We start from the raw sequence: 24,370 nt of genomic DNA, 5'->3' as shown, positions 1-24,370 counted from the left end.
TCTCAGCCTTTCCAGGCATAGCGGCTGATTTGCGGGGGCCGGCCCGGGAACAAAATGCAGGTCCACTGAAGCATGGCAGATTTCATCACCGTTCTGAAAAAGACGATCGACAGTCTCAGCGAGAACACGCCGGAGATGCGGTCGAAGGTCTATGACAAGGCGCGGGCGACAATCGCCAAGAAGCTTGCGGACCACGTCCCGCCTTTGGCGCCGTCGGTCGCCGATCAGCAGAAGCGCACTCTCGAGGATGCCATTTCCAGCGTCGAACGGGGCTATGCCAAAAGCGCGCCGGCGGCCGATCCGCTGGCCGAGCTGGAGCACATCTTCTCCTCGATCGACCGCAACAAGAACCAGCCGAGCCATGTCCGGCAGCCTGTCGTCGCCAAACCCGAACCGGCCAGGCCGGAGCCCGCCAAGCCCGAACCGTTCCGGCCGGCGCCGCCCGTCGCCAAGACGGAGCCAGGCTGGCAGAAGGCGCCGCCAGCGCCGCCGCCATTCGAGACCGATGTCCCCCTGGCTGGCATGGACAGCTCGGTGCCGAACGACCAGGATGAGGTCTTCGACAACGACCAGGAGCCGGCGCCGGCCGAAACTTTCCAGCGGCTGCGCCCCGCCGCGCGCAAGCGCAGCTATGGCGGGCTCATCGCCGCGGCCGCCGTGCTCGTGGTGATCGGCGGCGGTGGCTACGGCATCTGGCTGAACAAGGACGCGTTCGGCTCGATGCTCGGTCTTGGCGGAGATAAGACCGTCACCACCGAGCCGCTGGTGAAGCCGGCCAAGCCTGCCGCCGACGCCGCGGCGGCGCCGCCGGCGGCGGGCGCCGGCGAACCGGCCGAGGCGACCAAGTTCACCCAGCGCCTGACGCCCGAGGGCAAGGAGACCGATCCCGGCCCGGCCGGCGGGCAAAGCGGCATTGGCGAAGGCGAATCCGTCGCTGCGCTGACGACACCGCCGTCAGCCGCTCCGCCGCCAGTCAGCCAGCCGGCAGCGGCTACCGCCGCACCCGCGGTTCCCGCGCCCGGTGCAACGCCGCCGGCCGATGCTGCCGCACCTGCCGCTCCCGCCGATGCTGCCGCACCCGCCGCGCCGGCTGATGCGGCCGCTGCGCCGCCAACACCGGCCGCCGGCGCACAGCCCGCGCCGGCAGCCGGCGCCGCACCGGCCGCTGGCGCTGCGCCAGCCGCACCGGCCGCCGCGCCGACTGAAACCGCGCTGCCGGTCGGCCAGAAGGCGATCTTCTATGAAGAGCGCACCAGCACCCAGCAGGGCTCGGCCGAGCCCGGCAACATCGTCTGGTCGCTGGTGCAGGAATCGCCTGGCGGCGACCTGCCGCCGGAACCGGCGATCCGCGCCGAAGCGACCATTCCGGGCAAGGACATCCAGCTGCGCATGACGATCAGGCGCAACACCGACCAGACGCTGCCGGCCAGCCACATCATCGAGATGATCTTCCTGACGCCGGAAGGGTTTGACGGCGGCGGCGTCGACAACATCCTGCGCATCGCCATGAAGAGCTCCGAACAGGATGCCGGCAGCCCGCTGATCGGCATCCCGGCCAAGATCGCAGACGGCTTCTTCCTTGTTGCTCTCAACGACACCAAGGCTGACGAGGACGCCAATCTGACGCTGCTCAGGGGCCAGGACTGGATCGACGTTCCGGTCGTCTACAAGACCGGACGCCGCGCCCTGCTCACCATGGAAAAGGGCATTCCCGGCGAGAAGGTGTTCGACGAGGCGCTGAAAGCCTGGCAGGCGAAAACGTCGGGATGAGGAAGGGCTGTCGTCGGCTCAGAAGCCTTGGAACAGCCTGGCGGCGAAGACGTCGTAGCGTGACATCAGAACTGCCGATGTTCTTTCAGCGGAACGCCATGCTTGTCGACATAGTCGTTCCAAGCATCCATGGTGGCGCGGTTCTCAAGCTTCCATAGTGGCGTTTTCTCGGCGGCGACCGCTTCGGCTATCCCGGCTTCGGCGGCTCGCGAGACGTTCACATTGAGCCCCTTCGCTTCCTTCATGATCTGTGAATCGATCGACAGATTTGCCGGCTGACGAACCGCGTTCGCGGCTATCTTGCGCATGATGGCCTCCGCAACATGCGTATATGCGCATTGTACGGTTACGGCAGCGAGGCGGCGTTGATTGCCGCTCACCCCTCCATCTCTTCCCGCAGCATCTCCAGCTCGAGCCACTCCTCTTCCAGCGCCGCGAGCGTTACCCGCTCCTTGTCGAGGGCGGCGATGGTCTTCTGGAACGAGGCCGGATCGCGCTCGTAGTAGGAGGGGTCGGCGATGTTGTTCTCCAGCCGGGATATCGAGGCGGTTACTGCCTCGATCTTCTTTGGCAGCGATTCCAGCGCGAATTTCTGCTTGAACGACAATTTCTTCGCCGGGCCTTTCGGCGCGGCCGTTTCAGATCTCGCTGCGGCGGGCGTTTCGCCGGCCTCCGCCCTTGGCCTTGCCTTGCGGTCTTCGAGCTTCGAGCCGCCGCGCTGCGCCAGCATGTCGGAATAGCCGCCGGCATATTCGATCCAACGGCCGCCGCCATCCGGTGCGATCACGCTGGTGACGGTGCGGTCGAGGAAATCGCGATCGTGGCTGACCAGGATGACGGTGCCGGCGAAGCCGGCCACCAGTTCCTGCAGCAACTCCAGCGTCTCCATGTCGAGGTCGTTGGTCGGTTCGTCGAGCACCAGCAGGTTGGCCGGCCTGGCCAGCACGCGGGCGAGCAGCAGGCGCGCCCGCTCGCCGCCCGAAAGCTCGCGCACCGGCGTGCGCGCCTGCTCCGGCTTGAACAGGAAGTCCTTCATGTAGGAGACGACATGGCGCTGCTCGCCATTGACGAGAAGGTTCTCGCCGCGCCCGTCGGTGAGGTAATGCGCCAGCGTCTCCTGCGGATCGACGGCCTCGCGCTTCTGGTCGAGCGTGGCGATCTCGAGATTGACGCCGAGCCGCACGTTGCCGGCGTCCGGCGCCAGCTCGCCGGTCAGCATCTTCAGTAGCGTCGTCTTGCCGGCGCCGTTCGGCCCGACCAAGCCGACGCGGTCGCCGCGCTGGATGCGCGTGGAAAAACCCTTGACCACGGTGAGGTCGCCGAAGCTCTTTTCGATGCTCTTGGCCTCGATCACCAGCTTGCCGGACTCGGCGGCGTCGCTGGCCACCAGGGTGGCAGTGCCCTCGGCGCCGCGATGGCTGCGGAAACGCTGGCGCATGGTCTGCAACTCGCCGAGCCGTCGCATGTTGCGCTTGCGCCGCGCGGTCACGCCGTAGCGCAGCCAGTGCTCCTCGCGCACGATCTGGCGGCCGAGCTTGTGCTGCTCGCGCTCTTCCTCTTCCAGTACCTGGTCGCGCCACTCCTCGAAATGGCCAAAGCCCTTGTCCAGCCGCTTGGTCTGGCCGCGGTCGAGCCAGACGGTGGCGCGCGAAACGCGCTCGAGGAAGCGGCGGTCGTGCGAGATCAGGATCACCGCCGAGGAGGTGCGGGCAAGCTCCTCCTCCAGCCATTCGATCACCGACAGGTCGAGATGGTTGGTCGGCTCGTCCAGCAGCAGAATGTCGGGCTCCGGCGCCATGACGCGGGCAAGGGCGGCGCGGCGCGCCTCGCCGCCGGACAGGTCGTTCGGCCGCTCCTCGCCGGTGAGGCCGAGATGCTCCATCAGATAGGTGGCGCGGTAGGGATCGTCGGCCGGCCCGAGCCCCGCCTCGACATAGGCGCGCACATTGGCGAAGCCATCCATGTCGGGCATTTGCGGCAGGTAGCGCACCGTCGCCGAAGGCTGGCGGAACACCTCGCCGTCCTGCGGCTCGATCATGCCGGCGGCGATTTTGAGCAGCGTAGACTTGCCGGAGCCGTTGCGGCCGACCAGCGCGATCTTGTCCCCGGCGGATGCGCTGAGTGCCGCCCCGTCGAGCAGCGGCGTGCCGCCGAAGGTCAGTCTTATCCCGTCGAGATTGAGAAGAGGCGGGGCCATGTCAGCTTTCAGGAAGAGGATAGGGGTGAGCGAGCAGCAGCGCGCGGCCGTGGCCGAGAGCGATCTCAAGCCGCCCCTTGACCTCGTTGGATATAGTCAGCGACGAGCCGAACGCCACCTCGACCTGGTCGAGCGGCCATTTGGCGCCGGTGACGCTGAGGCCGGAAAGATCGGAAAAGCCGAGCACTGAAAACAGCGTGCCGTCGGCATAGTCGAAGCCGGCCTTGCCCGGCAGAAGGGGGATGCCCTCCTGCGCGCCGCTGGTCAAAAGCACGCTCATGCCGGCCTCGGCCAGGCGGACGGCGAGGGCCAGATGCAGGAAGGCGTGGTCGGCGCGCTTGCCGCCGAAGGCGCCGGCCAGCACCAGGCCGGTGGCGCCGCGCTCGAGCGCCGCGGCGATCGCCAGCTCGCCGTCCGTCTTGTCCTTCTCGGCCGGAAACACCTGGCGCGGCACGGCGGCCAGATCATGCGGCAAGTCCGCCGGCACGGAATCGAAATCGCCGACCCAGAGCTCGGGCGTCAGGCCCAGCATGCGGGCATGGCCGATGCCTCCATCGGCGGCGATGACGCGCGCGCCAGCAAGCTGGCTGTCGAGCCGCGGCGTGCGGACGAGGTCGCCGCCAAGCAGGATGGTGAATGTGCCCATGGGCGTCGCCCTTATCAGCCTCGCCGGCGAAACGGAAGCGGCGCCTGGGAAACCCGGCAAACTTCCGCTTGCGCGGTGCCGTAGCCGGGCCTATGTGTCGAAACGCTCTAACGGGGTGCCGGACGCGGGTTTTCGCGGGCCGGCTGAGAGGCAATCGCCAACCCGCTGAACCTGATCCGGTTTGTACCGGCGGAGGGATTAGACGTTTCGGAACATCCGACGCCTCAATTCCTTTCAACACCAACGAAGGAGGCGCCGATGCGCACGCTCTTATCCCACCTTGTTCTGGCCACCGGCCTGGTTTCGCTTCTCGCGGGCCCTGCGGCCGCGAAGGACAAGCTCACCGTCTACACCTATGAAAGCTTCACCGCCGAGTGGGGGCCAGGCCCGGCGGTGAAGAAGGAATTCGAGGCCGAATGCGGCTGCGACCTCGAATTCGTCTCGGTCGCCGACGGTGTGGCGTTGCTCAACCGCGTCAAGCTGGAAGGCGCGGCGACCAAGGCCGACATCGTGCTCGGCCTCGACACCAACCTGACAGCGGAAGCCAAGGCAAGCGGCCTGTTCGCGCCGCATGGCGGCGTGTCGGGCCTCAACGTCCCCGGCGACTGGAGCGACGACACGTTCGTGCCGTTCGACTACGGCTATTTCGCCGTCGTCTACGACACCGAAAAGCTGAAAGTCCCGCCGAAGAGCCTGAAGGAACTGGTCGAGGGCAGCGCCACCGACAAGATCGTCATCCAGGATCCGCGCACCTCGACGCCCGGCCTCGGCCTGCTGCTCTGGGTGAAGTCGGTCTATGGCGACAAGGCGCCGGAAGCCTGGGCCAAGCTCAAGCCCAAGGTGCTGACGGTGACGCCGGGCTGGAGCGAGGCCTACGGCCTGTTCACCAAGGGCGAAGCGCCGATGGTGCTGTCCTACACGACCTCGCCGGCCTATCACATGGTCGCGGAAAACACCGAGCGCTACCAGGCCGCGTCCTTCGAGGAGGGCGAATATCTGCAGATCGAGGTTGCCGGCATCACCACGACAGGGGCGAAGAATCCGCTGTCGGAAAAGTTCATCGCCTTCATGACCGGCCCGAAATTCCAGGATGTCATCCCCGAAACCAACTGGATGTTCCCGGCCGGCAAGACCGACAAGCCGCTCAATCCGGCCTTCGACAAACTGATCAAGCCGACCAAGACCTTGCTGTTCAGCGCCGAAGAGGTCGCCGCCAACCGCAAGGCCTGGGTGGACGAATGGCTGGCGGCGATGAGCAAGTAGGTTTTTCGATGCTTGCGCCAAGCCACCCCCCGCAAGGGGGGAGAGATCACACAATCTTCGGAAGGGAGCCTTTGCCGCTGAGGACAGGCGCCGGCTCGGATGACTTGGCATCCTTCCTCTCCCCCGTCGATCGGGGGAGAGGTGGCGAGCGAAGCTCGACGGAGTGGGGGTCGACCTTGGCGCGCATCAAGACGATGCTTGCACGCGATCCTCTTTCCTGTGTCCGCTGCGGCGGTTTCCAGGTGGTTCCCCCACTCCGTCGCCGCTTCGCGGCGCCACCTCTCCCCCCTCCGGAGGGAGAGGAAAGGAGCCTCCGCGGGGGAGATGGCCGGCAGGCCAGAGGGGGGCGCGAAGGAACGCGGCTTTCGCTAAGTTCCGCCAAGGTGCAGCGTGCGGCTCGCGCCTCGCTCTGACCCCCGCATTACCGCCGGCATCGCCGCGCTAGGCGCCATCGCCTTGCTGATCGGCGGGGCCTTTGCCGGCCTTGTCCTCGAAGGCGCGCATGATTTCTCCGGCGCCGCCTCGGCCTTCGATCCCTATCTGCTGCGCGTCGTGCGCTTCACGCTGTGGCAGGCGCTGTTGTCGACGCTGCTTTCCGTCGTGCCGGCGTTGTTCGTCGCACGCGCGCTTTCCCGGCATCCGCGATTTCGCGGGCGCGGCCTGATCCTGCAGCTCTTCGCCCTGCCGCTGGCGCTGCCGGCGATCGTTGCGGCGCTCGGCATTCTGGCACTCTATGGCAGCGCCGGCTATTTCGCCGGCCTGCTCGGCGGCCGGGATTGGCCGGGCATCTACGGACTGTCCGGCATCCTCGTCGCCCATGTCTTCTTCAACCTGCCCCTGGCCACGCGCCTGTTCCTCGAGGCGCTGGGCACTGTGCCGGCCAATCACTGGCGGTTGGCAAGCCAGCTCGGCATGGGCGTCCGGCCCGCCTTCCGGCTGATCGAGTGGCCGGCGCTGCGGGCGGCGCTGCCCGGCGTCGCCGGGCTGGTGTTCATGCTGTGCATCACCTCCTTCACCATCGTGCTGACGCTCGGCGGCGGGCCGGCCGCCACGACGCTGGAGGTCGCCATCTACCAGGCGCTGCGCTTCGATTTCGATCCGGCGCGGGCGGTGACGCTGACGCTGCTGCAGATCGCGCTGACCTTCGCCGTGGTGCTGGCGCTGACGCGGCTCGGCGCCAACACGGCCGGCGACGCCAACCTGCCGGTGGCGGCGCGCCGCTACCTTTCGGCGAGCCCGGCGGAAACCTTGCTGAACGCGGCCCTGATCGTGCTCGCCCTGCTGTTCGTGGCCGGCCCGATAGCGGCGACGGTCGCGGCAGGCCTCGGCGCCGACCTCGGCCGGCTGGCCGGCGAGGGCGCGGTGCGGCAGGCGACGCTGACCAGCGTGGTGCTGGCCTTCCTGTCGGCGTCGCTCGCGGTGACGATGTCGCTGGCGCTGATCGCGGCGCGCCGGGCGCTGGCCCTGAAACGCCGTTCCGGCCGCAATACATTGCTGGAACATGCAGCGGATACCGGCGCCGGCTTCGTCCTCGTCGTGCCGCCCATCGTCGTCGGCGCCGGCTGGTTCCTGCTCTTGCGCACAGTCAGCGACGTCTTTGCCATTGCCCCGCTGATGGTCGTCGCCGTCAACGCGGTGATGGCGATGCCCTTCGCCATCCGCGCGATCCGCCCTGCCTATGACGCGGCAAGCGAGCGCCACGAGCGGCTCTGCCTGCTGCTCGGCATATTCGGCTGGAACCGGCTCAGCCTGATCGACTGGCCGTCGCTCAGGCGGCCGCTCGCCACCGGCTTCGCCTTCGCCATGGCGCTGTCGCTCGGCGATCTCGGCGTCATCGCGCTGTTCGGCAGCGATTCCGTGCAGACCTTGCCCTATCTTCTCTTGGCGCGCATGGGCAGCTATCGCACCGCCGACGCCGCCGGCCTCGCGCTTTTGCTCGGCCTCGTCTGCCTGGCGCTGGTGCTTGCCGCCGACCGGCTCGGGCGCGGGGAGAGATCATGATGCCGGCGAACGAAAGCAAGGCGAAAGGGGCGACGGTTCGGCTGGAGGACGTGTCATTCGACTATGGCGAAGCGCCGTTCCGTTTCGACGTCGGGTTCGCCGACGCGAAGATCACCGCCATCATGGGGCCGAGCGGTTCGGGAAAGTCGACGCTGCTCAACCTTGTGGCCGGTTTCGAGGCGCCGCGTTCGGGGCGCGTGCTGATCGACGGCAGCGATGTCAGCGCCGCGCCGCCTTCGGCACGGCCGGTCTCGATGGTTTTCCAGGAGAACAATCTGTTCGCGCATCTTTCGGTGGAGCGCAATGTCGGGCTTGGCCGCTCGCCATCGCTTAGCCTCGGCGAGGCCGACCATGCGGCGATTGCCGAGGCGCTGGCGCGTGTCGGCCTTGCCGGCAAGGAGAGGCGGCTGCCGCGCGAGCTTTCCGGCGGCGAGCGGCAGCGGGTTGCGCTGGCCCGCGTGCTGGTGCGCGACCGCCCGGTGCTCTTGCTCGACGAGCCCTTCGCTTCGCTCGGACCGGCGCTGCGCGACGACATGCTCGATCTGCTCGCCAGCGTCCATGCCGAACGGCAGATGACGGTGCTGTTCGTCACGCACCAGCCCGAGGATGCGCGCCGCATCGGCCAGGACATGGTGTTCCTCGACAACCACACGGTCGCCGCGACGGGGACGGCGGCCGATTTCTTCGACGGCTCTGGACCGGACGCCTTCCGGCGCTATGTCGGCATGGACGCGGCCAAAGGGTCGCGCCTCGACGACCGCGGATGAGGCGCTCGGGTTCTGTTCGGTGCAGGCCGTTGCCTCAAAACCACAGTGCATTTTCGGGCGGCATGCATCGCCGCCGGATCATGGCGTGTTGCCCGGAAGCGGACATAATTTACGCTCAAACCGGGTTTGGGTGATGCAGCGTTTGCTTGCCTTGACTGGAGGAGTATGGCTAGGTCCGCCCATACTGGTCCGGCACAGGCCGTGATTTGCCCGCAAAGATTTGGAAAGGAAGCCGATCTGCCGACCGGCAAGCATAGAGTGCTGACGAAACCGCTGGCGCGCCTCCTCGCGTTGGCCGGCCTTGCCGTGGCGCTGGCCAGCTGCCAGATGTTCACGCCGCCGGATGTGCAGGAATCCGGTTTCCAGCCGTCCGACAAGCCGATCACCGTCGACAATGTCGTAGCCAACTCGAAGCTCGCCGAAATGGCGAAGGCGCAGCACCCGCGCATCCTTGCCACCTATGGCGGCGAATATTCCGATCCCAAGCTCGAGCGCATGGTGGCCAAGGTCGTCGGCAGCCTGACGGTGGTGTCGGCCAATCCGACCCAGACCTATCGCATCACCATCCTCAATTCGCCCAACGTCAATGCCTTCGCGCTGCCCGGCGGCTACCTCTATGTCACCCGCGGCCTGCTGGCGCTGGCCAATGATTCGTCCGAGCTCGCCGCCGTCATCGCGCACGAGATGGGCCATGTCACCGCCAATCACGGCCTGCAGCGCCAGCAGCTCGAAGCCGAGGAAGGCTTGGCGACCAAGGTGGTGTCGGACGTGCTGGGCGACAGTCCGACGGCCAAGGCGGCGCTCATCCGCGGCAAGCTGAGGCTCGCCCAGTTCTCGCGCAACCAGGAACTGCAGGCCGACGCCATCGGCATCAAGTCGATCGGCGAGGCGGGTTATGATCCCTATGCCGCCGGCCGCTTCCTGCAGTCGATGTCGGCCTATACCGATTTCCGCTCGATCAGCGGCGCCACCGATGCCAGCCTCGACTTCCTGGCCACGCATCCGAACACGCCGCAGCGCATCGAGCTTGCCCAGCGGCTTGCCCGCAACTTCGGCCCGCCGGGCATCGGCACGCGCGACCGCGACGCCTTCCTCGCCGGCATTGACGGGCTGCTCTACGGCGATACGCCGGAAGAGGGCTATGTGCGCGGCCAGACCTTCCTGCATCCGGGCCTCGGCGTGTCGTTCACGGTGCCCGACGGCTTCGTCATCGACAATTCGGCGGCGGCGGTGACGGCAACCGGCCCCGGCGACATGGCGATCCGCTTCGATGGCGTCTCGATCGACAAGTCGCGGGCGCTGACCGACTATATCCGCAGCGGCTGGGTGGCCGGCCTCGACGAGTCAAGCGTTCGCCAGGAAACCATCAATGGCAACGAGGCGGCCGTGGCGCATGCCGGCGCCGACGGCTGGCAGTTCGACATCGCTGTGATCCGCGCCGGCGGCCAGGTCTACCGGCTGCTGACGGCGGCACCTTCGGCCAGCACCGCGCTGGAGCCGGTGGCGCGCTCGGTCAGCGGCTCGTTCCGCATCCTGAGCGCTGCCGAGAAGGCGGCGCTGAAGCCGCTGCATATCCGCGTCGTCACAGTCCAGGCCGGGCAGACCATGGGCTCGCTCGCCGCGCAGATGGTCGGCGTCGACCGCAAGCTCGACCTGTTCAGGGTGCTCAACGCGCTATCGCCGGGCGCCGCCGTCTCGACCGGCGACAAGGTCAAGATCGTCACCGACAGATAGGCTGGGGCAGACAGAAGTCAGGCGGCGGTCGCCAGGAATTCAGGATTCTGCTCGACCAGCGCGACTTTCAGCTTTTCCATGGCGCGGGCCTCGATCTGACGGACGCGCTCCTTGGAGATGCCGAGCGCCTCGCCGAGCGCTTCCAGCGTCGCGCCCTCGTCGGTCAGCCGGCGCTCCTCGATGATCCTCAGCTCGCGCGCGTTGAGTGCGCCGAGCGCCGCCTTCAGCCACAGCGAGCGGCGTTCGATGTCGATCGTGTCGCCGACGACCTCGTCGGGCAGCGGATCGTCCGAAATCAGGAAATCCATGCGCTCGGCCGGACCGGAATCATCGCCAAGCGGCGCATTGAGCGAGCTGTCCGGAGCCGACAGGCGCGAATCCATCATCGCCACGTCGGCTTCCGGCACGCCGAGTGCCGCCGACACCTCGCGATAGAGCGAGGCGTTGGAAATCGGCTCGGCGCCGTTCGCCAGCCGGGCGCGCAAACGCCTGAGATTGAAGAACAGCGCCTTCTGCGCCGAGCTGGTGCCGCCGCGCACGATCGACCAGTTGCGCAGGATGTAGTCCTGCATCGAGGCGCGAATCCACCAGGTGGCATAGGTCGAGAAGCGCACTTCGCGTTCCGGCTCGAAACGGGCGGCTGCTTCCAGCAGGCCGACATGGCCCTCCTGGATCAGGTCGCCGAGCGGCAGGCCGTAGTGGCGGAACCGCGAGGCCATGGAGATGACCAGGCGCATATGGGCGACCGTGATGCGGTGCAGCGCGTGCTGGTCGTTGTCCTCCTTCCAGCGCAACGCCAGAAGATGCTCCTCCTCGCGCTCGAGATAAGGAGCCTTCATCGCCGCGCGGACCATGGTCCGTCCTGCCGTGTCGTCGATCATGCCGCGCTCCATTTTCCGATATCGCGGACATTCCGGTGTCCGGATACCATCCCTGGCGTCAGCGGCGGTTGAAATGGCGGCGCCGCGCCCTACAAAGCCAAGAACGTGCCATGCCGGGGAATGTTCCGCAGCGACGGCCGGGCGGCTTTGCGTTGTCTCGGACGACTCTAAACAGCAGGGAGCCTGCTTGCGGATCGGTTCTCGCATACGCTTGAGCATGTCATTCCTGGAATGCCAGATTTTTGAAATCTGGTTCCTTATTTTGCTCAGCCCTATCTGTCAGTTTCCGGCTCTCACAGACGCGCCGGGGCACCGGCCAAAAACGGGATCACAGAAAAATGAAATGGCTTAAGTCGCTCATCATCGCCGGGACGCTGCAGGCCCTGGCGGTCACCGCCGGCCATGCCGGCGCCAATCTCGACCAGATCAAGCAGGCCGGCGTCCTCAAGGTCGGCACGGAAGGCACCTACGCGCCCTTCACCTATCATGACACGTCCGGCGCGCTGGTCGGCTTCGACGTCGAGATCGCCAAGGCGATCGCCGACAAGCTCGGCGTCAAGGTCGAGTTCCTCGAAGGCAAATGGGACGGGCTGATCGCGGGCCTCGACGCCAACCGCTACGACGCCGTCATCAACGAGGTCGGCATCACCGACGCGCGCAAGGCCAAGTACGACTTCTCCGATCCCTACATCGCCTCCAAGGCGGTGCTGATCGTGCGCGGCGACAACACCGACATCAAGACCTTCGCCGATCTCAAGGGCAAGAAGTCGGCGCAGTCGCTGACCTCCAATTTCGGCAAGCTGGCCGAGACCAACGGCGCCGAACTGGTCGGCACCGACGGCTTCGACCAGTCGATCCAGCTTCTGCTCACCGGCCGCGCCGACGCCACCATCAACGACAGCCTCTCCTTCCTCGATTTCAAGAAGCACAAGCCCGACGCCAATGTGAAGATCGCCGCGCAGGAAGAGAATGCCGACTATTCCGGCGTCATCGTGCGCAAGGGCGATCCGGAACTGGTCGCCGCGATCAACAAGGCGCTGGCCGACATCAAGGCGGACGGCACCTACAAGAAGATCGCCGACACCTATTTCGGCCAGGACGTTTCGCAGTAAGCCAGGCCGTCTTGCACTTCGATCCCGGCGGGCCGTCTTTGACGGCCCGCCGGTTTTCGCGTGATATGCACCGCGCAGCCCCTCGCCGGAGCCACCCGCCGCGACGCCGGAGGTGACGGACGGTTATCCAGGCTGCACCTCAAGGAGAGGGCCCCAATGCCGCACTGGCTGCAATTGATGCTGGAATCGCTGCCGACGCTGTTGTGGGCGGCGCTGATCTTCACCGTGCCGCTGACGCTTTTGTCGTTCGCCTTCGGGCTCGTCGCCGGGCTGGCCACGGCGCTGCTCAGGCTGTTCGGCCCCAAGCCCCTGGCGGCCGTGGCCCGCTTCTATGTCTGGATCTTCCGTGGAACGCCGCTCCTGGTGCAGCTCTTCCTGATCTTCTACGGCCTGCCCTCGGTCGGCATCCTTCTCGACGCCTTTCCCGCGGCGCTGATCGGCTTCACGCTCAACATCGGCGCCTATACGTCGGAGATCATCCGCGCCGTCATCGGCTCGGTGCCGAAAGGGCAGTGGGAGGCGTCCTATTCGATCGGCATGACCTGGAGCCAGGCGATGCGGCGCACGATCCTGCCGCAAGCAGGCCGCGTCGCCGTGCCGCCGCTGTCCAACACCTTCATCTCGCTGGTCAAGGATACATCGCTGGCCGCAGCCATCACCGTGCCGGAGATGTTCCAGGCGGCGCAGCGCATCGTCGCCACCACCTACGAGCCGCTGATCCTCTATATCGAGGCGGCGGCGCTCTATCTGGTGATGAGCTCCGTGCTGTCGGCGCTGCAGGCGCGGCTGGAGGTGCGTCTCAACCGCTACGGCGGCTTCCTGGAGGCGAACGCATGATCGGCCTCGACAAGATCGAGAAGCGGTTCGGCGACAACCTCGTGCTGAAGGGGGTCACCGTCAGCATCGAGGAAGGCAGCGTGACCGCGCTGGTCGGCCCGTCCGGCGGCGGCAAAAGCACGCTCCTGCGCTGCATCAACCTGCTGGAGATTCCGACCTCCGGCACGGTGCGGATCGGCGAGGAGACGCTGGAATTCCGCCCGGGCATCAAGGTGCACGCTAGGGACATCCAGCGCATTCGACTGCAGACCGGCATGGTGTTCCAGAACTTCCAGCTGTTCCCGCATCGCACCGCGATCGAGAACGTCATGGAGGGGCTGGTGACGGTGCTGAGATGGCCGGAGGCGAGGGCGCGCGAGCACGCGCTGGCGCTGCTGGAGAAGGTCGGCATGGCGCACAAGGCCGATGCCTGGCCGGCGACGCTGTCGGGCGGACAGCAGCAGCGCGTGGCGATCGCCCGCGCGCTGGCGCCGTCGCCGAAGGTGCTGCTCTGCGACGAGCCGACCTCGGCGCTCGACCCGGAGCTGGCGCAGGAAGTGGTCGAGGTGCTCGGGCAGCTCGCCCGGGAGGGCACGACCATGGTGATGGCCACGCACGATCTGAGGCTCGCCTCCAAGATCGCGCAGGAGGTGGTGTTCCTCGATGCCGGCGTCGTCGTCGAGAAAGGCCCGGCCTCGGTCGTGTTCGACAGGCCGGAGCGCGAGCGGACGAAACGCTTCATCGCCTCGCTGCGGCAGGAGGAGGCTCAGAAGGGTAGCTGAGCCCCTACCTCCCCCTTGTGGGGAGGTCGACCGAAGGTCCGGGTGGGGGTCGGTGCCGCACCCCCGCCCCGCTGCTTCGCAGCGACCCTCCCCACAAGGGGGAGGGTAAAGTCCCAGCAACAAAAAACCCGGCGCGAGGCCGGGTTTTTCGTTTTCTTGAGCGAAAAGCTCAGGCAGCTTCTTCCTGCTCGGCTTCCTCGTTGTCGGCCTTGGCGCCACGCTTCGGGCCCTTGTTGAGGTTGACCTCGATGAGGCGAACCGCCTCGGTCTCCGACATGCGGTTGACGGCGGCGATCTCGCGGGCCATGCGGTCGAGCGCGGCCTCGTAAAGCTGGCGCTCGGAATAGGACTGCTCCGGCTGGTTGTCGGCGCGGTAGAGGTCGCGCACGACTTCCGAGATCGAGATCAGGTCGCCCGAGTTGATCTTGGCATCATACTCCTGGGCGCGGCGCGACCACATGGTGCGCTTGATGCGGGCGCGACCCTGCACGACCTTCAGCGCGCGGTCGACATAGTCCTCTTCCGACAGCTTGCGCATGCCGATGGAGGTCGCCTTGGCGACCGGCACCTTGAGACGCATCTTGTCCTTCTGGAAGTCGATGACGAACAGTTCCAGCTTGTGGCCGGCGACTTCCTGCTCGTCGATCGAGACGATCTGGCCAACGCCGTGCGCCGGGTAGACGATGAATTCGCCGGTCTTGAAACCGTGACGTGCTGCGCTGGACTTCTTCTGCGGGGTGATCGTTGCCATTACGCCCTGAACTCCTTGTTGTAGCGCCGGCATGGCGGCGCCGGCTGAAACTCGCGCGATCGGGGTCACCGACCGTTAGCCGCACAACAGATGAACCCATCCGGAAAAACCGGGGCCAGCCAACCGCACAATTGCGACCGCCTGCCCCAGATCGCTCTGGTCCGGATTGTGAAGTTCACCTTTCAGTGATTTGGGGCGTCTGCGCCATAAATCGACGTTGTGTCACCGGCATGTTTGGCTGATGTAGCACAAAAAGTCGGAAGAATCAAGGTTTTGCTGCATTCGCGAAGGCCGTGCGCCATCCCTGCCTGTCAAGACAGTTCCTGTTTCGCACCTGTTACGCAGCGTCATGCCGGCCGAACCGGCCGTGTCGCTTTTGATTTGCGCATGATCCTTTCCGAAAATCGAAAGCGATTTTCGGGGTCATGCGCTAGTCGCCTTCGCCGGGCTCGGCCGAGAAATATTTCTCGAATTTGCCAGCCTCGCCATCGAAGGTCTTGGCGTCGGCCGGCGGCTCTTTCTTGGCGGTGATGTTCGGCCACTTCTCGGCATATTCGGTGTTGACCTGCAGCCACTTCTCGAGCCCCGGCTCGGTGTCGGGCTTGATCGCGTCGGCCGGGCATTCCGGTTCGCAGACGCCGCAGTCGATACACTCGTCGGGGTGGATGACGAGCATGTTCTCGCCTTCGTAGAAACAGTCGACCGGACAGACCTCAATGCAGTCCATGTATTTGCATTTTATGCAATTGTCGGTCACGACATAGGTCATCGCAGGCTCCGGGACGTCCCGTTTTTGCTGGGCTTTTTGGTGAGGTAACGCCTTTGCCGGCCGCTGGCAAGGGCGGCCGTCCCCAGCGCTGCCGGCGTGCCCGGAAAGGATTTTCCAGACGGCCCGCCGGACAAGGCCGGTCTTGTCTCAATCCTCTCTCAATCCTCGCCGAGCAGCCGGTCGGTTTCCCGCCGCTCTTTCTTGGTCGGGCGACCGCTGCCGGCTTCGCGCAGCGCCGGAATGGCGTCCGGAACCGCCTCGCCCTTCGGCGTGGGCTGTGGCGACATATCCTCATAGAGCAGGCGGGCCTCCTCGGCGGGGCCGCGCCTGGCGCCGGCGCCGAGCACCTTCCAGACCAGAATGCGTCGGTCCAGAGTGAGGGTCAGGACGTCGCCGGGGCGGACAATGTCGGAGGCCTGCGCTGCTTTGTCGCTGTTGATGCGCACGCGGCCAGCGACCACGAGCTTAGCCGCCAGCGAGCGCGATTTTACAGCGCGCGAGAAGAACAGCCATTTGTCGATGCGCTGGCGGGCATCGGTGACCATCGTAACCGCAGGCTACTTCTTCAGCTGGTCGCGCAAGGCGGCGAGCTTGGCAAAGGGCGAGTCCGGATCGAAGCGCGCCGGCCGCTCCTCGCGCGGCTTGGCCTGGAAGGCAGGCTTGCCGGCTTGCCCGCCGCCCTTGCCGTCCTGCCGGCCGCCTTTCCAGTCGGGCCTGCCGTCGCGGCGATCCGGACGTTCGCCTTGCGGCCTGCCCTCGCGGCGCTCGCCAGCCTCGCCTTGCGGTCTCGGCTTGAACTTGGAGCGGTCGAAGCGAGGCTTGCCGTCGCGCTGATCGCGGCGTCCTTCCTGGGCTCCGCCAGGCTGCCCGCCGGCGGCGTCAGCCTGGCCCTCGCGCGCGGCCTGGCCGTTGCGCGGGCGATTGTCCCTGCGGTTGTCGTGGCGATGGCGCGGGCGCTGGTCGAAGCGGCCCTGCCGCCATAGAAGGATGGGTTTCGGCTCCTCGGCCTCGGCGGCCGCCTCGCTGGTGGTGGCTTCCGGCGTCGCGGCAAGCTCGGCGGACACCGCTTCCGCCGCGGGTGACTCCGCGGCCACCGGCTCTGCGGCGACGGCGTCAACTTCGGCTTCTGCCTGCGGCTCTGCCGGAGCAGTATCCGCAGGCTGCTCGGCGACGGCTTCCGCGGCGAGCGGGGCCTCGTCAGGGGCCTCTTCCGAGACCGGCTCGGCAACCATCTCGGTGACGGGTTCGGCCGAAACCTCAACCGGGGCATCTGACGCCACAGCGGCATCCGGGCCAGGTTCGGAACCCTCGGCCGGTGTTTCGACGCCGGCTTCGGCAGACGCCGCTTCGGCCGCGGCGGCCAGCTCGGCCTTTGCCGCTTCCTCGGCCGCAAGCTTGGCGGCGGCCGCCTCGCGGGCGGCATTGTCCTGCGCGTCGAGCCGCGCCTTGACCTCGGCGGCCGGCTTCGGCTCGGCGCGGTAGCCGAGGCCTTTGAGGATCTCTTCCATGTCGTCGGCGGTGGCGCCGAGGATCGACATCATCGGCGGCGTCACCATGAAGGCGTGGCCGTCATAGGCGCCGTCGGGGCGCTGGCCGAGGCCGGGCTTCCAGTTGGTGGCGGGACGGATCAGGTCGGCCAGCCGCTCAAGGATATCGACGCGCACGGCGCGGCGGCCGAGATTGCGATAGCCGGCGAGCTTGTAGAAGCTCTTGTCGAAGGCGGGATCGATGACCACCGAGGTGCGGCCCGACGCCAGCGCATGAACGACGTCGCCAAAGCCGGGCTTGTCCTTGCCGTCGTTCTTCAGCGCCCACAGCAGCGTCACCAGCCCGGCCGGCGCCGGCTTGATCAATGCCGGCACGAAGACGTGATAGGCGCCGAAGCGCACGCCCAGCCGGCGCAGCGCGGCGCGGCCCTCCTGGTCGAGCGACTTCATCTCCTCGGCGATGTCGCGGCGGTTGATGAGGCCGAAATGCTCGACGAGCTGGAAGGCGATGCCGCGGCCGATGCCGGTGAGTTGCTCGGCATTCTTGAGGTCGACCAGGGACTTCAGCAGCGACTCGATCTGGAAATTGACGAAGCGCTCGGCGCGCGCAGCCACCTTGTCGCGCGCCGGACCGGTGAGCTGCTCGTCGGCCAGCAGCACGAGGCGCGGCTTCAGCGGCTCGTCGCCGGCAACCAGCGTTCCGATCGGCGCGCCGATCCAGCGTAGCGTGCCGTCCGAGCCAAGCGCGAGATCGCCATTGGCGCAGGCGCCAAAGCGCTCGGCGCGTGTCTCGAATTCCGCGGCAAGCGCCTTCTGGGCGGCCGTGCGCACGGCCTTGGCATCCTCGCCGCCGGCGCTCTGGTCGGCGGTGAAGCGGAACCCCTGCAACTCGCCGACATGATGGCCTTCGACGAGGACGGTTCCGGTTGGGCTGATTTCGGCTTCAGGCATGGTATTTTCTCTAAGGCGCCGCATGAGGACGGAAGTCCTGCGGTCTACGAAGCGTTTCGTCAACCGCTCATGCAGCGCATCCGACAATCTGTCTTCGATTTCGCGCGTCTTTTCCTGCCAGTGTGCCTGATCGGCCAGCCAGCCAGGGCGGTTGGCGACGAAAGTCCATGTGCGGATCTGGGCAATGCGATGCGACAGCGTGTCGATGTCGCCGTCGGTCGTGTCGGCGCGGCGCACCTGCTCGGCCATGTAGTTCTCGTCGACATGGCCATGCCGGGCGAGGTCCATGTAGATCGAGGCGATCAAGTCTGCATGCTGGGCCGGCGCGATCTTGCGGTAGTCGGGCAGGGCGCAGGCCTCCCAGAGCAGCGCGACGCGCTTGGCGTCGGTGGCGAGCGCGCGGATAGCCTCGTCGCGCGACAGATGCTCCAGCGCCTGCGCGTCCACCGCCGGCAGGGCGCGCGTCAGGCCCTCGACCGGGGCGTTGGTCTCGATCGAGCGCTTCAGCGCGTCGAGGCTGGCGAAGTCGAAATCGGCGGTGCGCCATTGCATGACCTTCACCGGATCGAAATCATGGCTCTCGATCTTCTTGATCAGCTCCTCGTCCAGCGGATCGACCTGTCCGGTGACGCCGAACGTACCGTCGCGCAAATGCCGGCCGGCGCGGCCCGCGATCTGGCCGAGCTCGGCGGCGGTCAGGTTGCGGTACTGGTAGCCGTCGAACTTGCGGTTCTGGGCGAAGGCGACATGGTCGAGGTCGAGGTTCAATCCCATGCCGATGGCGTCGGTGGCGACGAGATAGTCGACATCGCCGGCCTGGAACAGCGCCACCTGGGCGTTGCGGGTGCGCGGCGACAGCGCGCCGAGCACGACGGCCGCGCCGCCCTGCTGGCGGCGGATCAGTTCGGCAATGGCATAGACCTCGTCGGCGGAGAAGGCGACGATCGCCGTGCGCCTGGGCAGGCGGGTGAGCTTCTTCGAACCGGCATAGGCAAGGTGCGACAGCCTGGGCCGCGTCACCACCGAGACGCCCTTGAGGAGGCGCTGCAGGATGCCGTGCATGGTGGCCGCGCCGAGCAGCAGCGTCTCCTGGCGGCCACGCAGATGCAGGATGCGGTCGGTGAAGATGTGGCCGCGCTCGAGATCGCCGGCAAGCTGCACCTCGTCGATGGCGACGAAGGCGGCATCGGTCTCGCGCGGCATCGCTTCGACCGTGCAGACCGAATATCTGGCGCCAGGCGGCTGGATCTTCTCCTCGCCGGTGATCAGCGCGACCTTGTGGGCGCCGACCTTCTCGCAGACGCGCGTATAGACCTCGCGTGCCAGGAGCCTGAGCGGCAGGCCGATGACGCCGCTCTCATGCGCCACCATGCGCTCGATGGCGAGGTGGGTCTTGCCGGTGTTGGTCGGCCCAAGCACAGCCGTCACGTCACGGCCGGAAAGGATCAACGGCTGAGGATGTTTCGGCTGGACGTTCATCGGCCCGGAAATAGACTCTCTGCCGCTCGTTGTCGGGAGCACGCCAGCGATGGCGCGTGTGACAGGCGACACATAAGGACTTCATGCGCGAAGCGAAAGCGGAATGTTCCGCCGTCAGTCTCCCTGGCTCCGTATGAGGGTCCGAAATGCGGTCTCGGTTAATGGTTGGAACGAGTCTGGAACGAATCGGCGACGAATCACTGACTCGCCGAGATTCAGGGTTTGTTCACGGCTACATGTGGGTTTTTTGACGGCGAGTCTCACCACATGCTGAATCTCTTGATTGGCCCGATTCATGCAAGGCGAACGCGGGTCGCGCGGCGCCGTTAACCTTTGCCGATTGGCGACGGACCCTGATCGTCCGCCCTTGCCCAAGATTATGAAATTCTTGACTTTTCCTAACGCGCGTTAACCTTTCGAGGCGGATTTCCGGTCCTCGGCGTTAACGTTCCGGCCAAAGCCGGAACGAATCGGCGACGAATCAGCGATGACGGTGTTTTCCCGGTTTGTTCACCCCAACATGTTGTGTCGCGGCAAAGTTTTCCACCGAGAATCCACAGGGTTGCGAACAGCTTTTGCACAGGCTCCGTGACGGCCGTTAACCTTTGCGTGCCGGATCGGGGCAGGGCGTCGCGCGAGAGACGCCGCGGGGGTTGCAACGGCAACAAAAAACGGGCCGGTCTCCCGGCCCGTTTTTCAGATCGCTGTCTCGGAATTTCGGACCCGAAGCGCGTCGCGTCTTCAAGCGAATTGGCGGACCTCAGGCGAAATACTGGCCGCCATTGGCGCTGATGGTCGAACCGGTGATGAAGCCGGCTTCGTCGGAGGCGAGGAAGACGACGCAGCGCGCGACCTCTTCGGGCTCGCCGAGCCGGCCGACCGGGATCTGCGGGATGATGCGCTCGTTGAGCACCTTCTCGTCGATCGCCTTGACCATCTCGGTGGCGATGTAGCCGGGGCAGATGACGTTGACGGTGATGCCGGCGCGCGCGCCCTCCTGGGCCAGCGCCTTCGAGAAGCCGATATCGCCGGCCTTGGCGGCGGAATAGTTGACCTGGCCGGCCTGGCCCTTCTGGCCGTTGATCGAGGAGATGGTGATGACGCGGCCGAACTTGCGGTCGCGCATGCCGCCCCACAGCGGATGCGTCATGTTGAAGACGCCGGACAGATTGGTGTCGATGACCTCTTTCCACTGCTCGCGCGTGAGCTTGTGGAACATGGCGTCGCGGGTGATGCCGGCATTGTTGACGAGCACCGAGACCGGGCCGAGATCGGCCTCGACCTGCTTGATGCCGGCAGCGCAGGCGTCATAGTCGGCGACCGACCATTTGTAGACCGGGATGCCGGTCTCGGCCTTGAACTTCGCGGCCGCCTCGTCATTGCCGGCATAGTTCGCCGCAACCGAATAGCCGGCCTTCTTCAAAGCGATCGATATCGCCGCGCCGATGCCGCGCGATCCGCCCGTGACGATTGCTACCTTGCTCATGTGGTCCTCCCTTTAAATCGTCTGAGCGAATAGAGAGCAGCGAAAGGCGAATAGGGATTAGTCGTCCCGCCGCGCGACGCTTTTCTTCTCTATTCGCTACTCCCTTTTCGCTATTCGCTGAGCTCAGAGCGCTTCGACGCACATGGCAACGCCCATGCCGCCGCCGATGCAGAGCGTGGCAAGACCCTTCTTGGCGCCGCGGCGGCGCATCTCGAAGACCAGCGTGTTGAAGACGCGGGCGCCGGAGGCGCCGATCGGGTGACCGATGGCGATGGCGCCGCCATTGACGTTGACGATCGACGGATCCCAGCCCATGCCCTTGTTGACGGCGCAGGCCTGCGCGGCGAAGGCCTCGTTAGCCTCGACAAGGTCGAGGTCCTTGACCGACCAGCCTGCCTTCTCCAGCGCCCGCTTCGAGGCCGGGATCGGGCCGGTTCCCATGATCGCCGGATCGACGCCGGCGGTCGCCCAGGAGGCGATGCGGACCAGCGGGGTGATGCCGCGGCGGGCGGCTTCGGCCTCGCTCATCAGCAGCGCGCCGGCAGCGCCGTCGTTGATGCCGGACGCATTGGCGGCGGTGACCGTGCCGTCCTTGTCAAAAGCGGGCCTAAGCTTGGTCATGGCGTCGAGCGTCGCGCCGTGGCGGATATATTCGTCCTGGTCAACGATCGTATCGCCCTTCTTGCCCTTGATGGTGAAGGCGACGATCTCGTCCTTGAACTTGCCGGCCTTCTGCGCGGCCTCGGCCTTGTTCTGCGAAGCCAGCGCGAACTCGTCCTGGTCGTCGCGGGTGATCTGGAACTGGCGCGCGACATTCTCGGCGGTGTTGCCCATGTGATAGCCGTTGAAGGCATCCCACAGCCCGTCCTTGATCATGGTGTCGATCATCTTGTAGTCGCCCATCTTGACGCCGGCGCGCAGATGCTGGGCATGCGCCGAGAGCGACATCGATTCCTGGCCGCCGGCGACGATCACCTTGGCATCGCCGGTGGCGATCTGCTGCATGCCGAGCGCGATCGCGCGCAAGCCCGAGCCGCAGACCTGGTTGAGGCCCCAGGCAGTGGTCTCCTTGGGCAGGCCGGCGTTGATCGAAGCCTGTCGGGCCGGGTTCTGGCCCTGGGCGGCGGTCAGCACCTGGCCGAGGATGACCTCGTCGACTTCGGAAGGCTCGACGTTGGCGCGCGCGAGCAATTCCCTGATCACGACAGCGCCGAGTTCATGTGCCGGGGTGGCGGCGAAGCTGCCGTTGAAGGAGCCGACTGCTGTGCGCGCGGCACTGGCGACAACGATGCCATTGGATGCGGACATTTTCTTCTCCAGACTTCGAGGTGTGGTGTTTTTGGGTGTCGTTGAGGAACTTTCTTGCCCTTTCCCGGTGCCAAGTCAAACCGGAAATGGGCATGCCGGCCATGCGCGGCAAGCAGGCCTGCGCCGGCCAGGGCGGCGGTCCTCGCTTCGCCGCGCAGCATATTCCGGCCGCCGTGCAGCATTAATCGATCTTGCACTGCACAAACCGCTTGGAATTGTGACGCTTTTGCGCATATCCTTGACAGGGCGCAATCGTTACCGGCTGCTTACTCAAATGCGCCGGTGTCCGGGGAGGATACTGATGGCCGCAAAAGACGACCCGATCGTCATCAAGAAATATGCCAACCGCCGACTCTACAACACCGGCACCAGCACCTATGTGACGCTGGAAGACCTCGCCGACATGGTCAAGAAGGGCGAGGAATTCACCGTCCAGGACGCCAAGACCGGCGACGACATAACGCATCCGGTGCTGACCCAGATCATTTTCGAGCTGGAGAACAAGGATGGGCAGAACATGCTGCCGATCCCGTTCCTGCGCCAGCTGATCGCCTTCTACGGCGACCAGATGCAGATGATCGTGCCGAGCTTCCTCGAGCAGTCGATGATTGCCTTCTCCAAGGAGCAGGAGCGTTTTCGCGAACAGATGAAGGGCGCGTTCGGCAAGTCGCCGATGGACATGATGAAGATGTCGACGCCGATGAAGGCGCTGGAGGACCAGACGCGCCGCAACATGGAGATGTTCCAGAACGCCATGCGCATGTTCACGCCGTTTCCGTCGGCGACCTCGAATGGCACTGCGCCTGCCCCGGCCGAGCCGGTGAAAAAGGAAGCGCCGGAAAAGTCCGATGACCTTCAGGAACTGAAGGAACAGATCGCGGCCATGCAGCGCAAGCTCGACACGATGTCGTGACGGGCAGTTGCCATACAGGTGAAGCCGGCCTGACCTGAATCTCAACAAGCCCTGGAGCGACGCGTCCCAGGGCTTGGCTTTGATAAGCACCAGTTCCGCTAAATCCCGACGGGCCCGTCGTAGCGGGCGCGGGGCCGGATCAGGCGGTTGCTCACGACCTGCTCGACGGCATGCGCGGCCGAGCCGACGCTGCGCCCGAGGGCGAACAGCCGGAACGGCGCGTCGGGCGGCAGATGCAGCTGGCGGGTTATAGCGGCCAAGGCGAAGTCGATGTTCGGACGCGCCCCCGTTGCGCCGAGAACGGCCTCGCCGAGGCGTGACATACAGCCATCGGTCTCGACATCGGCCAACAACGCCTCCGCCCTTGGGTCGCCCTCCGGATAGAGTGGATGGCCAAAGCCGGGCAGCGGCCGGTCGTGGCCAAGCCAGCGCTCGACCGCCGCATCGGCTCCCAGCCGGTCGGCGTCCTCGACCAGATTGAGCAAGGCCTCGCCGGCGCCGCCATGGCGCGGTCCGGACAGGGTGGCAAGACCGGCAAGCAGGCAAGCGGCAACCGACGCGCCGGTGGACGCGGCGACCCGCGTGGCGAAGGTCGAGGCGTTCAACTCGTGATCGGCGAGCAGCACCAATGCCCTGCGTATCAAATTGGCGCCGGCAGCGCCGACCGACCAGCCGCGCGCCAATCTCTCATGCACGGCGCCGTTTCCCGCGGCCGCGCCGAGCGCCTCGGCCAGGGCCGCGATGGCGTCGGCGGCGTCGCGGTAGAGCATGGCTGGCCCGCGTCCCAGCGAAGGCCGGCCTTCGGCAGCCAGCTCAGCCAGCGTTACGAATGCCGCATGGCGACCGCTTTCGCGCGCGTCACGGCGGCCGGGCGAGGCAAACGACACCGGGACGTCCGCTGCCCAGAGCAGGCTTGCCGTCTCCTCCAGCGTGGCCGCGCCGGAGAGCGTCACAGCATCCTTTCCGCGATAGAAAAGCCCGCCATGCTGGATGGTCGAGATCGAGGTGGCAAAAGCCGGCTCGCCCCAGTCGATGGCGCTTTCTGCGATCGCTCGCGGGCTTCGGCCGCGCGCGCGGCGCGTGGCGAGGGCGGCGATGTCGTCGGCGCGATACCGGCTGCGGCGCGGATCGGCTGCGTCCGGACGCATGCCGATACGGCCCCGGCTGACATAGGCATAGAGCGTCTGCGGCCGCACCTTGAGTCGTTCCAGCGCCTCCTCACGCGTCAGCCATTCGGACATGTTGTTTGTCATGCAG

General features: G+C 66.3%; 20 protein-coding genes and 1 riboswitch. Of the genes, 9 read left to right on the top strand and 11 right to left on the bottom strand.

The window, feature by feature from the left end:
• Positions 1 to 72: 72 nt before the first annotated feature.
• Positions 73 to 1,770, top strand: a complete 1,698-nt coding sequence (locus EN786_RS15230; protein ID WP_135859421.1) for a hypothetical protein — start codon at positions 73 to 75, stop codon at positions 1,768 to 1,770.
• 65 nt (positions 1,771 to 1,835) lie between these two features.
• Here the strand turns inward: EN786_RS15230 and EN786_RS15225 are convergent, their stop codons facing one another.
• The 3 genes from EN786_RS15225 to EN786_RS15215 form a co-directional block, all read right to left on the bottom strand.
• A complete protein-coding gene (locus EN786_RS15225) occupies positions 1,836 to 2,078 on the bottom strand; it encodes a type II toxin-antitoxin system CcdA family antitoxin (RefSeq protein WP_127286941.1) in 243 nt (80 codons plus the stop codon).
• Between the two features lie 68 nt (positions 2,079 to 2,146).
• Entirely contained in the window at positions 2,147 to 3,967 is a 1,821-nt protein-coding gene (locus EN786_RS15220; RefSeq protein WP_127286938.1) for an ABC-F family ATP-binding cassette domain-containing protein, read from the bottom strand.
• A gap of 1 nt (position 3,968) precedes the next feature.
• Positions 3,969 to 4,613 carry a thiamine diphosphokinase gene (locus tag EN786_RS15215; RefSeq protein ID WP_127286939.1) on the bottom strand — a complete coding sequence of 215 codons (645 nt, stop codon included), beginning with the start codon at positions 4,611 to 4,613 and terminating at the stop codon, positions 3,969 to 3,971.
• Positions 4,614 to 4,714: 101 nt separating this feature from the next.
• Positions 4,715 to 4,828, top strand: a riboswitch (TPP riboswitch).
• 43 nt (positions 4,829 to 4,871) lie between these two features.
• Here EN786_RS15215 and thiB point away from each other — a divergent pair.
• The 4 genes from thiB to EN786_RS15195 all read left to right on the top strand — a co-directional run bounded on the left by thiB (position 4,872) and on the right by EN786_RS15195 (position 10,378).
• Positions 4,872 to 5,876: a thiamine ABC transporter substrate binding subunit gene (gene thiB, locus EN786_RS15210; protein WP_127286940.1), complete on the top strand. Its 1,005-nt coding sequence runs from the start codon at positions 4,872 to 4,874 to the stop codon at positions 5,874 to 5,876.
• 390 nt (positions 5,877 to 6,266) lie between these two features.
• Positions 6,267 to 7,877: a thiamine/thiamine pyrophosphate ABC transporter permease gene (gene thiP / locus EN786_RS15205; protein WP_127285703.1), complete on the top strand. Its 1,611-nt coding sequence runs from the start codon at positions 6,267 to 6,269 to the stop codon at positions 7,875 to 7,877.
• Positions 7,877 to 8,644, top strand: coding sequence for a thiamine ABC transporter ATP-binding protein (gene thiQ, locus EN786_RS15200; RefSeq protein ID WP_189524293.1), 768 nt, complete (start codon positions 7,877 to 7,879; stop codon positions 8,642 to 8,644). The genes thiP and thiQ overlap by 1 nt, the downstream gene beginning before the upstream one ends.
• A gap of 258 nt (positions 8,645 to 8,902) precedes the next feature.
• A complete protein-coding gene (locus EN786_RS15195; RefSeq protein ID WP_245494626.1) occupies positions 8,903 to 10,378 on the top strand; it encodes a M48 family metalloprotease in 1,476 nt (491 codons plus the stop codon).
• Between the two features lie 17 nt (positions 10,379 to 10,395).
• Here the strand turns inward: EN786_RS15195 and EN786_RS15190 are convergent, their stop codons facing one another.
• Complete coding sequence (locus EN786_RS15190; protein ID WP_127285705.1) at positions 10,396 to 11,259, bottom strand: RNA polymerase factor sigma-32; 864 nt, start codon at positions 11,257 to 11,259, stop codon at positions 10,396 to 10,398.
• A 338-nt stretch (positions 11,260 to 11,597) separates the two neighbouring features.
• Between EN786_RS15190 and EN786_RS15185 the strand changes: the two genes are divergently transcribed.
• From EN786_RS15185 to EN786_RS15175, 3 genes are all read left to right on the top strand, one after another.
• Positions 11,598 to 12,371 carry an amino acid ABC transporter substrate-binding protein gene (locus EN786_RS15185; RefSeq protein ID WP_127285706.1) on the top strand — a complete coding sequence of 258 codons (774 nt, stop codon included), beginning with the start codon at positions 11,598 to 11,600 and terminating at the stop codon, positions 12,369 to 12,371.
• A gap of 156 nt (positions 12,372 to 12,527) precedes the next feature.
• Positions 12,528 to 13,208 carry an ABC transporter permease subunit gene (locus tag EN786_RS15180; RefSeq protein ID WP_127311582.1) on the top strand — a complete coding sequence of 227 codons (681 nt, stop codon included), beginning with the start codon at positions 12,528 to 12,530 and terminating at the stop codon, positions 13,206 to 13,208.
• A complete protein-coding gene (locus EN786_RS15175; RefSeq protein WP_127285708.1) occupies positions 13,205 to 13,969 on the top strand; it encodes an amino acid ABC transporter ATP-binding protein in 765 nt (254 codons plus the stop codon). Before EN786_RS15180 ends, EN786_RS15175 begins: the two co-directional genes overlap by 4 nt.
• Positions 13,970 to 14,138: 169 nt before the next feature.
• On the opposite strand, the gene EN786_RS15170 is transcribed toward EN786_RS15175, so the two are convergent.
• The 6 genes from EN786_RS15170 to EN786_RS15145 all read right to left on the bottom strand — a co-directional run bounded on the left by EN786_RS15170 (position 14,139) and on the right by EN786_RS15145 (position 22,200).
• Entirely contained in the window at positions 14,139 to 14,720 is a 582-nt protein-coding gene (locus tag EN786_RS15170) for a CarD family transcriptional regulator (RefSeq protein ID WP_127285709.1), read from the bottom strand.
• A gap of 430 nt (positions 14,721 to 15,150) precedes the next feature.
• On the bottom strand, positions 15,151 to 15,489 hold the full coding sequence (gene fdxA, locus EN786_RS15165; protein ID WP_006202440.1) for a ferredoxin FdxA: 339 nt from the start codon (positions 15,487 to 15,489) through the stop codon (positions 15,151 to 15,153).
• 158 nt (positions 15,490 to 15,647) lie between these two features.
• Positions 15,648 to 16,034 (bottom strand): RNA-binding S4 domain-containing protein, encoded by a 387-nt coding sequence (locus EN786_RS15160; RefSeq protein ID WP_127285710.1) that lies wholly within the window; start codon positions 16,032 to 16,034, stop codon positions 15,648 to 15,650.
• Between the two features lie 12 nt (positions 16,035 to 16,046).
• Entirely contained in the window at positions 16,047 to 19,406 is a 3,360-nt protein-coding gene (locus EN786_RS15155) for a helicase-related protein (protein WP_127310780.1), read from the bottom strand.
• Between the two features lie 760 nt (positions 19,407 to 20,166).
• Positions 20,167 to 20,892, bottom strand: a complete 726-nt coding sequence (gene phbB, locus EN786_RS15150) for an acetoacetyl-CoA reductase (protein WP_127285533.1) — start codon at positions 20,890 to 20,892, stop codon at positions 20,167 to 20,169.
• A gap of 123 nt (positions 20,893 to 21,015) precedes the next feature.
• Positions 21,016 to 22,200: an acetyl-CoA C-acetyltransferase gene (locus EN786_RS15145; protein WP_127285534.1), complete on the bottom strand. Its 1,185-nt coding sequence runs from the start codon at positions 22,198 to 22,200 to the stop codon at positions 21,016 to 21,018.
• Between the two features lie 301 nt (positions 22,201 to 22,501).
• On the opposite strand from EN786_RS15145, the gene phaR reads away from it, so the two are divergent.
• Entirely contained in the window at positions 22,502 to 23,113 is a 612-nt protein-coding gene (gene phaR / locus EN786_RS15140) for a polyhydroxyalkanoate synthesis repressor PhaR (protein WP_127285535.1), read from the top strand.
• Between the two features lie 98 nt (positions 23,114 to 23,211).
• Here phaR and EN786_RS15135 read toward each other — a convergent pair whose 3' ends face one another.
• Positions 23,212 to 24,354: a citrate synthase family protein gene (locus EN786_RS15135; RefSeq protein WP_127310779.1), complete on the bottom strand. Its 1,143-nt coding sequence runs from the start codon at positions 24,352 to 24,354 to the stop codon at positions 23,212 to 23,214.
• Positions 24,355 to 24,370: the final 16 nt, after the last annotated feature.

The organism is Mesorhizobium sp. M4B.F.Ca.ET.143.01.1.1, assembly GCF_004792275.1.
GTDB classification, from domain to species: Bacteria; Pseudomonadota; Alphaproteobacteria; order Rhizobiales; family Rhizobiaceae; genus Mesorhizobium; species Mesorhizobium abyssinicae.
This window is presented reverse-complemented; position numbering and strand designations above follow the sequence as displayed.

Excerpts from the sequence above, each read along its gene's own strand:
- EN786_RS15230 (WP_135859421.1), top strand. The coding sequence starts at position 73 with ATGGCAGATTTCATCACCGTTCTGAAAAAGACGATCGACAGTCTCAGC.
- EN786_RS15225 (WP_127286941.1), bottom strand. The coding sequence starts at position 2,078 with ATGCGCAAGATAGCCGCGAACGCGGTTCGTCAGCCGGCAAATCTGTCG.
- EN786_RS15220 (WP_127286938.1), bottom strand. The coding sequence starts at position 3,967 with ATGGCCCCGCCTCTTCTCAATCTCGACGGGATAAGACTGACCTTCGGC.
- EN786_RS15215 (WP_127286939.1), bottom strand. The coding sequence starts at position 4,613 with ATGGGCACATTCACCATCCTGCTTGGCGGCGACCTCGTCCGCACGCCG.
- thiB (WP_127286940.1), top strand. The coding sequence starts at position 4,872 with ATGCGCACGCTCTTATCCCACCTTGTTCTGGCCACCGGCCTGGTTTCG.
- thiQ (WP_189524293.1), top strand. The coding sequence starts at position 7,877 with ATGCCGGCGAACGAAAGCAAGGCGAAAGGGGCGACGGTTCGGCTGGAG.
- EN786_RS15190 (WP_127285705.1), bottom strand. The coding sequence starts at position 11,259 with ATGATCGACGACACGGCAGGACGGACCATGGTCCGCGCGGCGATGAAG.
- EN786_RS15185 (WP_127285706.1), top strand. The coding sequence starts at position 11,598 with ATGAAATGGCTTAAGTCGCTCATCATCGCCGGGACGCTGCAGGCCCTG.
- EN786_RS15180 (WP_127311582.1), top strand. The coding sequence starts at position 12,528 with ATGCCGCACTGGCTGCAATTGATGCTGGAATCGCTGCCGACGCTGTTG.
- EN786_RS15175 (WP_127285708.1), top strand. The coding sequence starts at position 13,205 with ATGATCGGCCTCGACAAGATCGAGAAGCGGTTCGGCGACAACCTCGTG.
- EN786_RS15170 (WP_127285709.1), bottom strand. The coding sequence starts at position 14,720 with ATGGCAACGATCACCCCGCAGAAGAAGTCCAGCGCAGCACGTCACGGT.
- fdxA (WP_006202440.1), bottom strand. The coding sequence starts at position 15,489 with ATGACCTATGTCGTGACCGACAATTGCATAAAATGCAAATACATGGAC.
- EN786_RS15160 (WP_127285710.1), bottom strand. The coding sequence starts at position 16,034 with ATGGTCACCGATGCCCGCCAGCGCATCGACAAATGGCTGTTCTTCTCG.
- EN786_RS15155 (WP_127310780.1), bottom strand. The coding sequence starts at position 19,406 with ATGAACGTCCAGCCGAAACATCCTCAGCCGTTGATCCTTTCCGGCCGT.
- phbB (WP_127285533.1), bottom strand. The coding sequence starts at position 20,892 with ATGAGCAAGGTAGCAATCGTCACGGGCGGATCGCGCGGCATCGGCGCG.
- EN786_RS15145 (WP_127285534.1), bottom strand. The coding sequence starts at position 22,200 with ATGTCCGCATCCAATGGCATCGTTGTCGCCAGTGCCGCGCGCACAGCA.
- phaR (WP_127285535.1), top strand. The coding sequence starts at position 22,502 with ATGGCCGCAAAAGACGACCCGATCGTCATCAAGAAATATGCCAACCGC.
- EN786_RS15135 (WP_127310779.1), bottom strand. The coding sequence starts at position 24,354 with ATGTCCGAATGGCTGACGCGTGAGGAGGCGCTGGAACGACTCAAGGTG.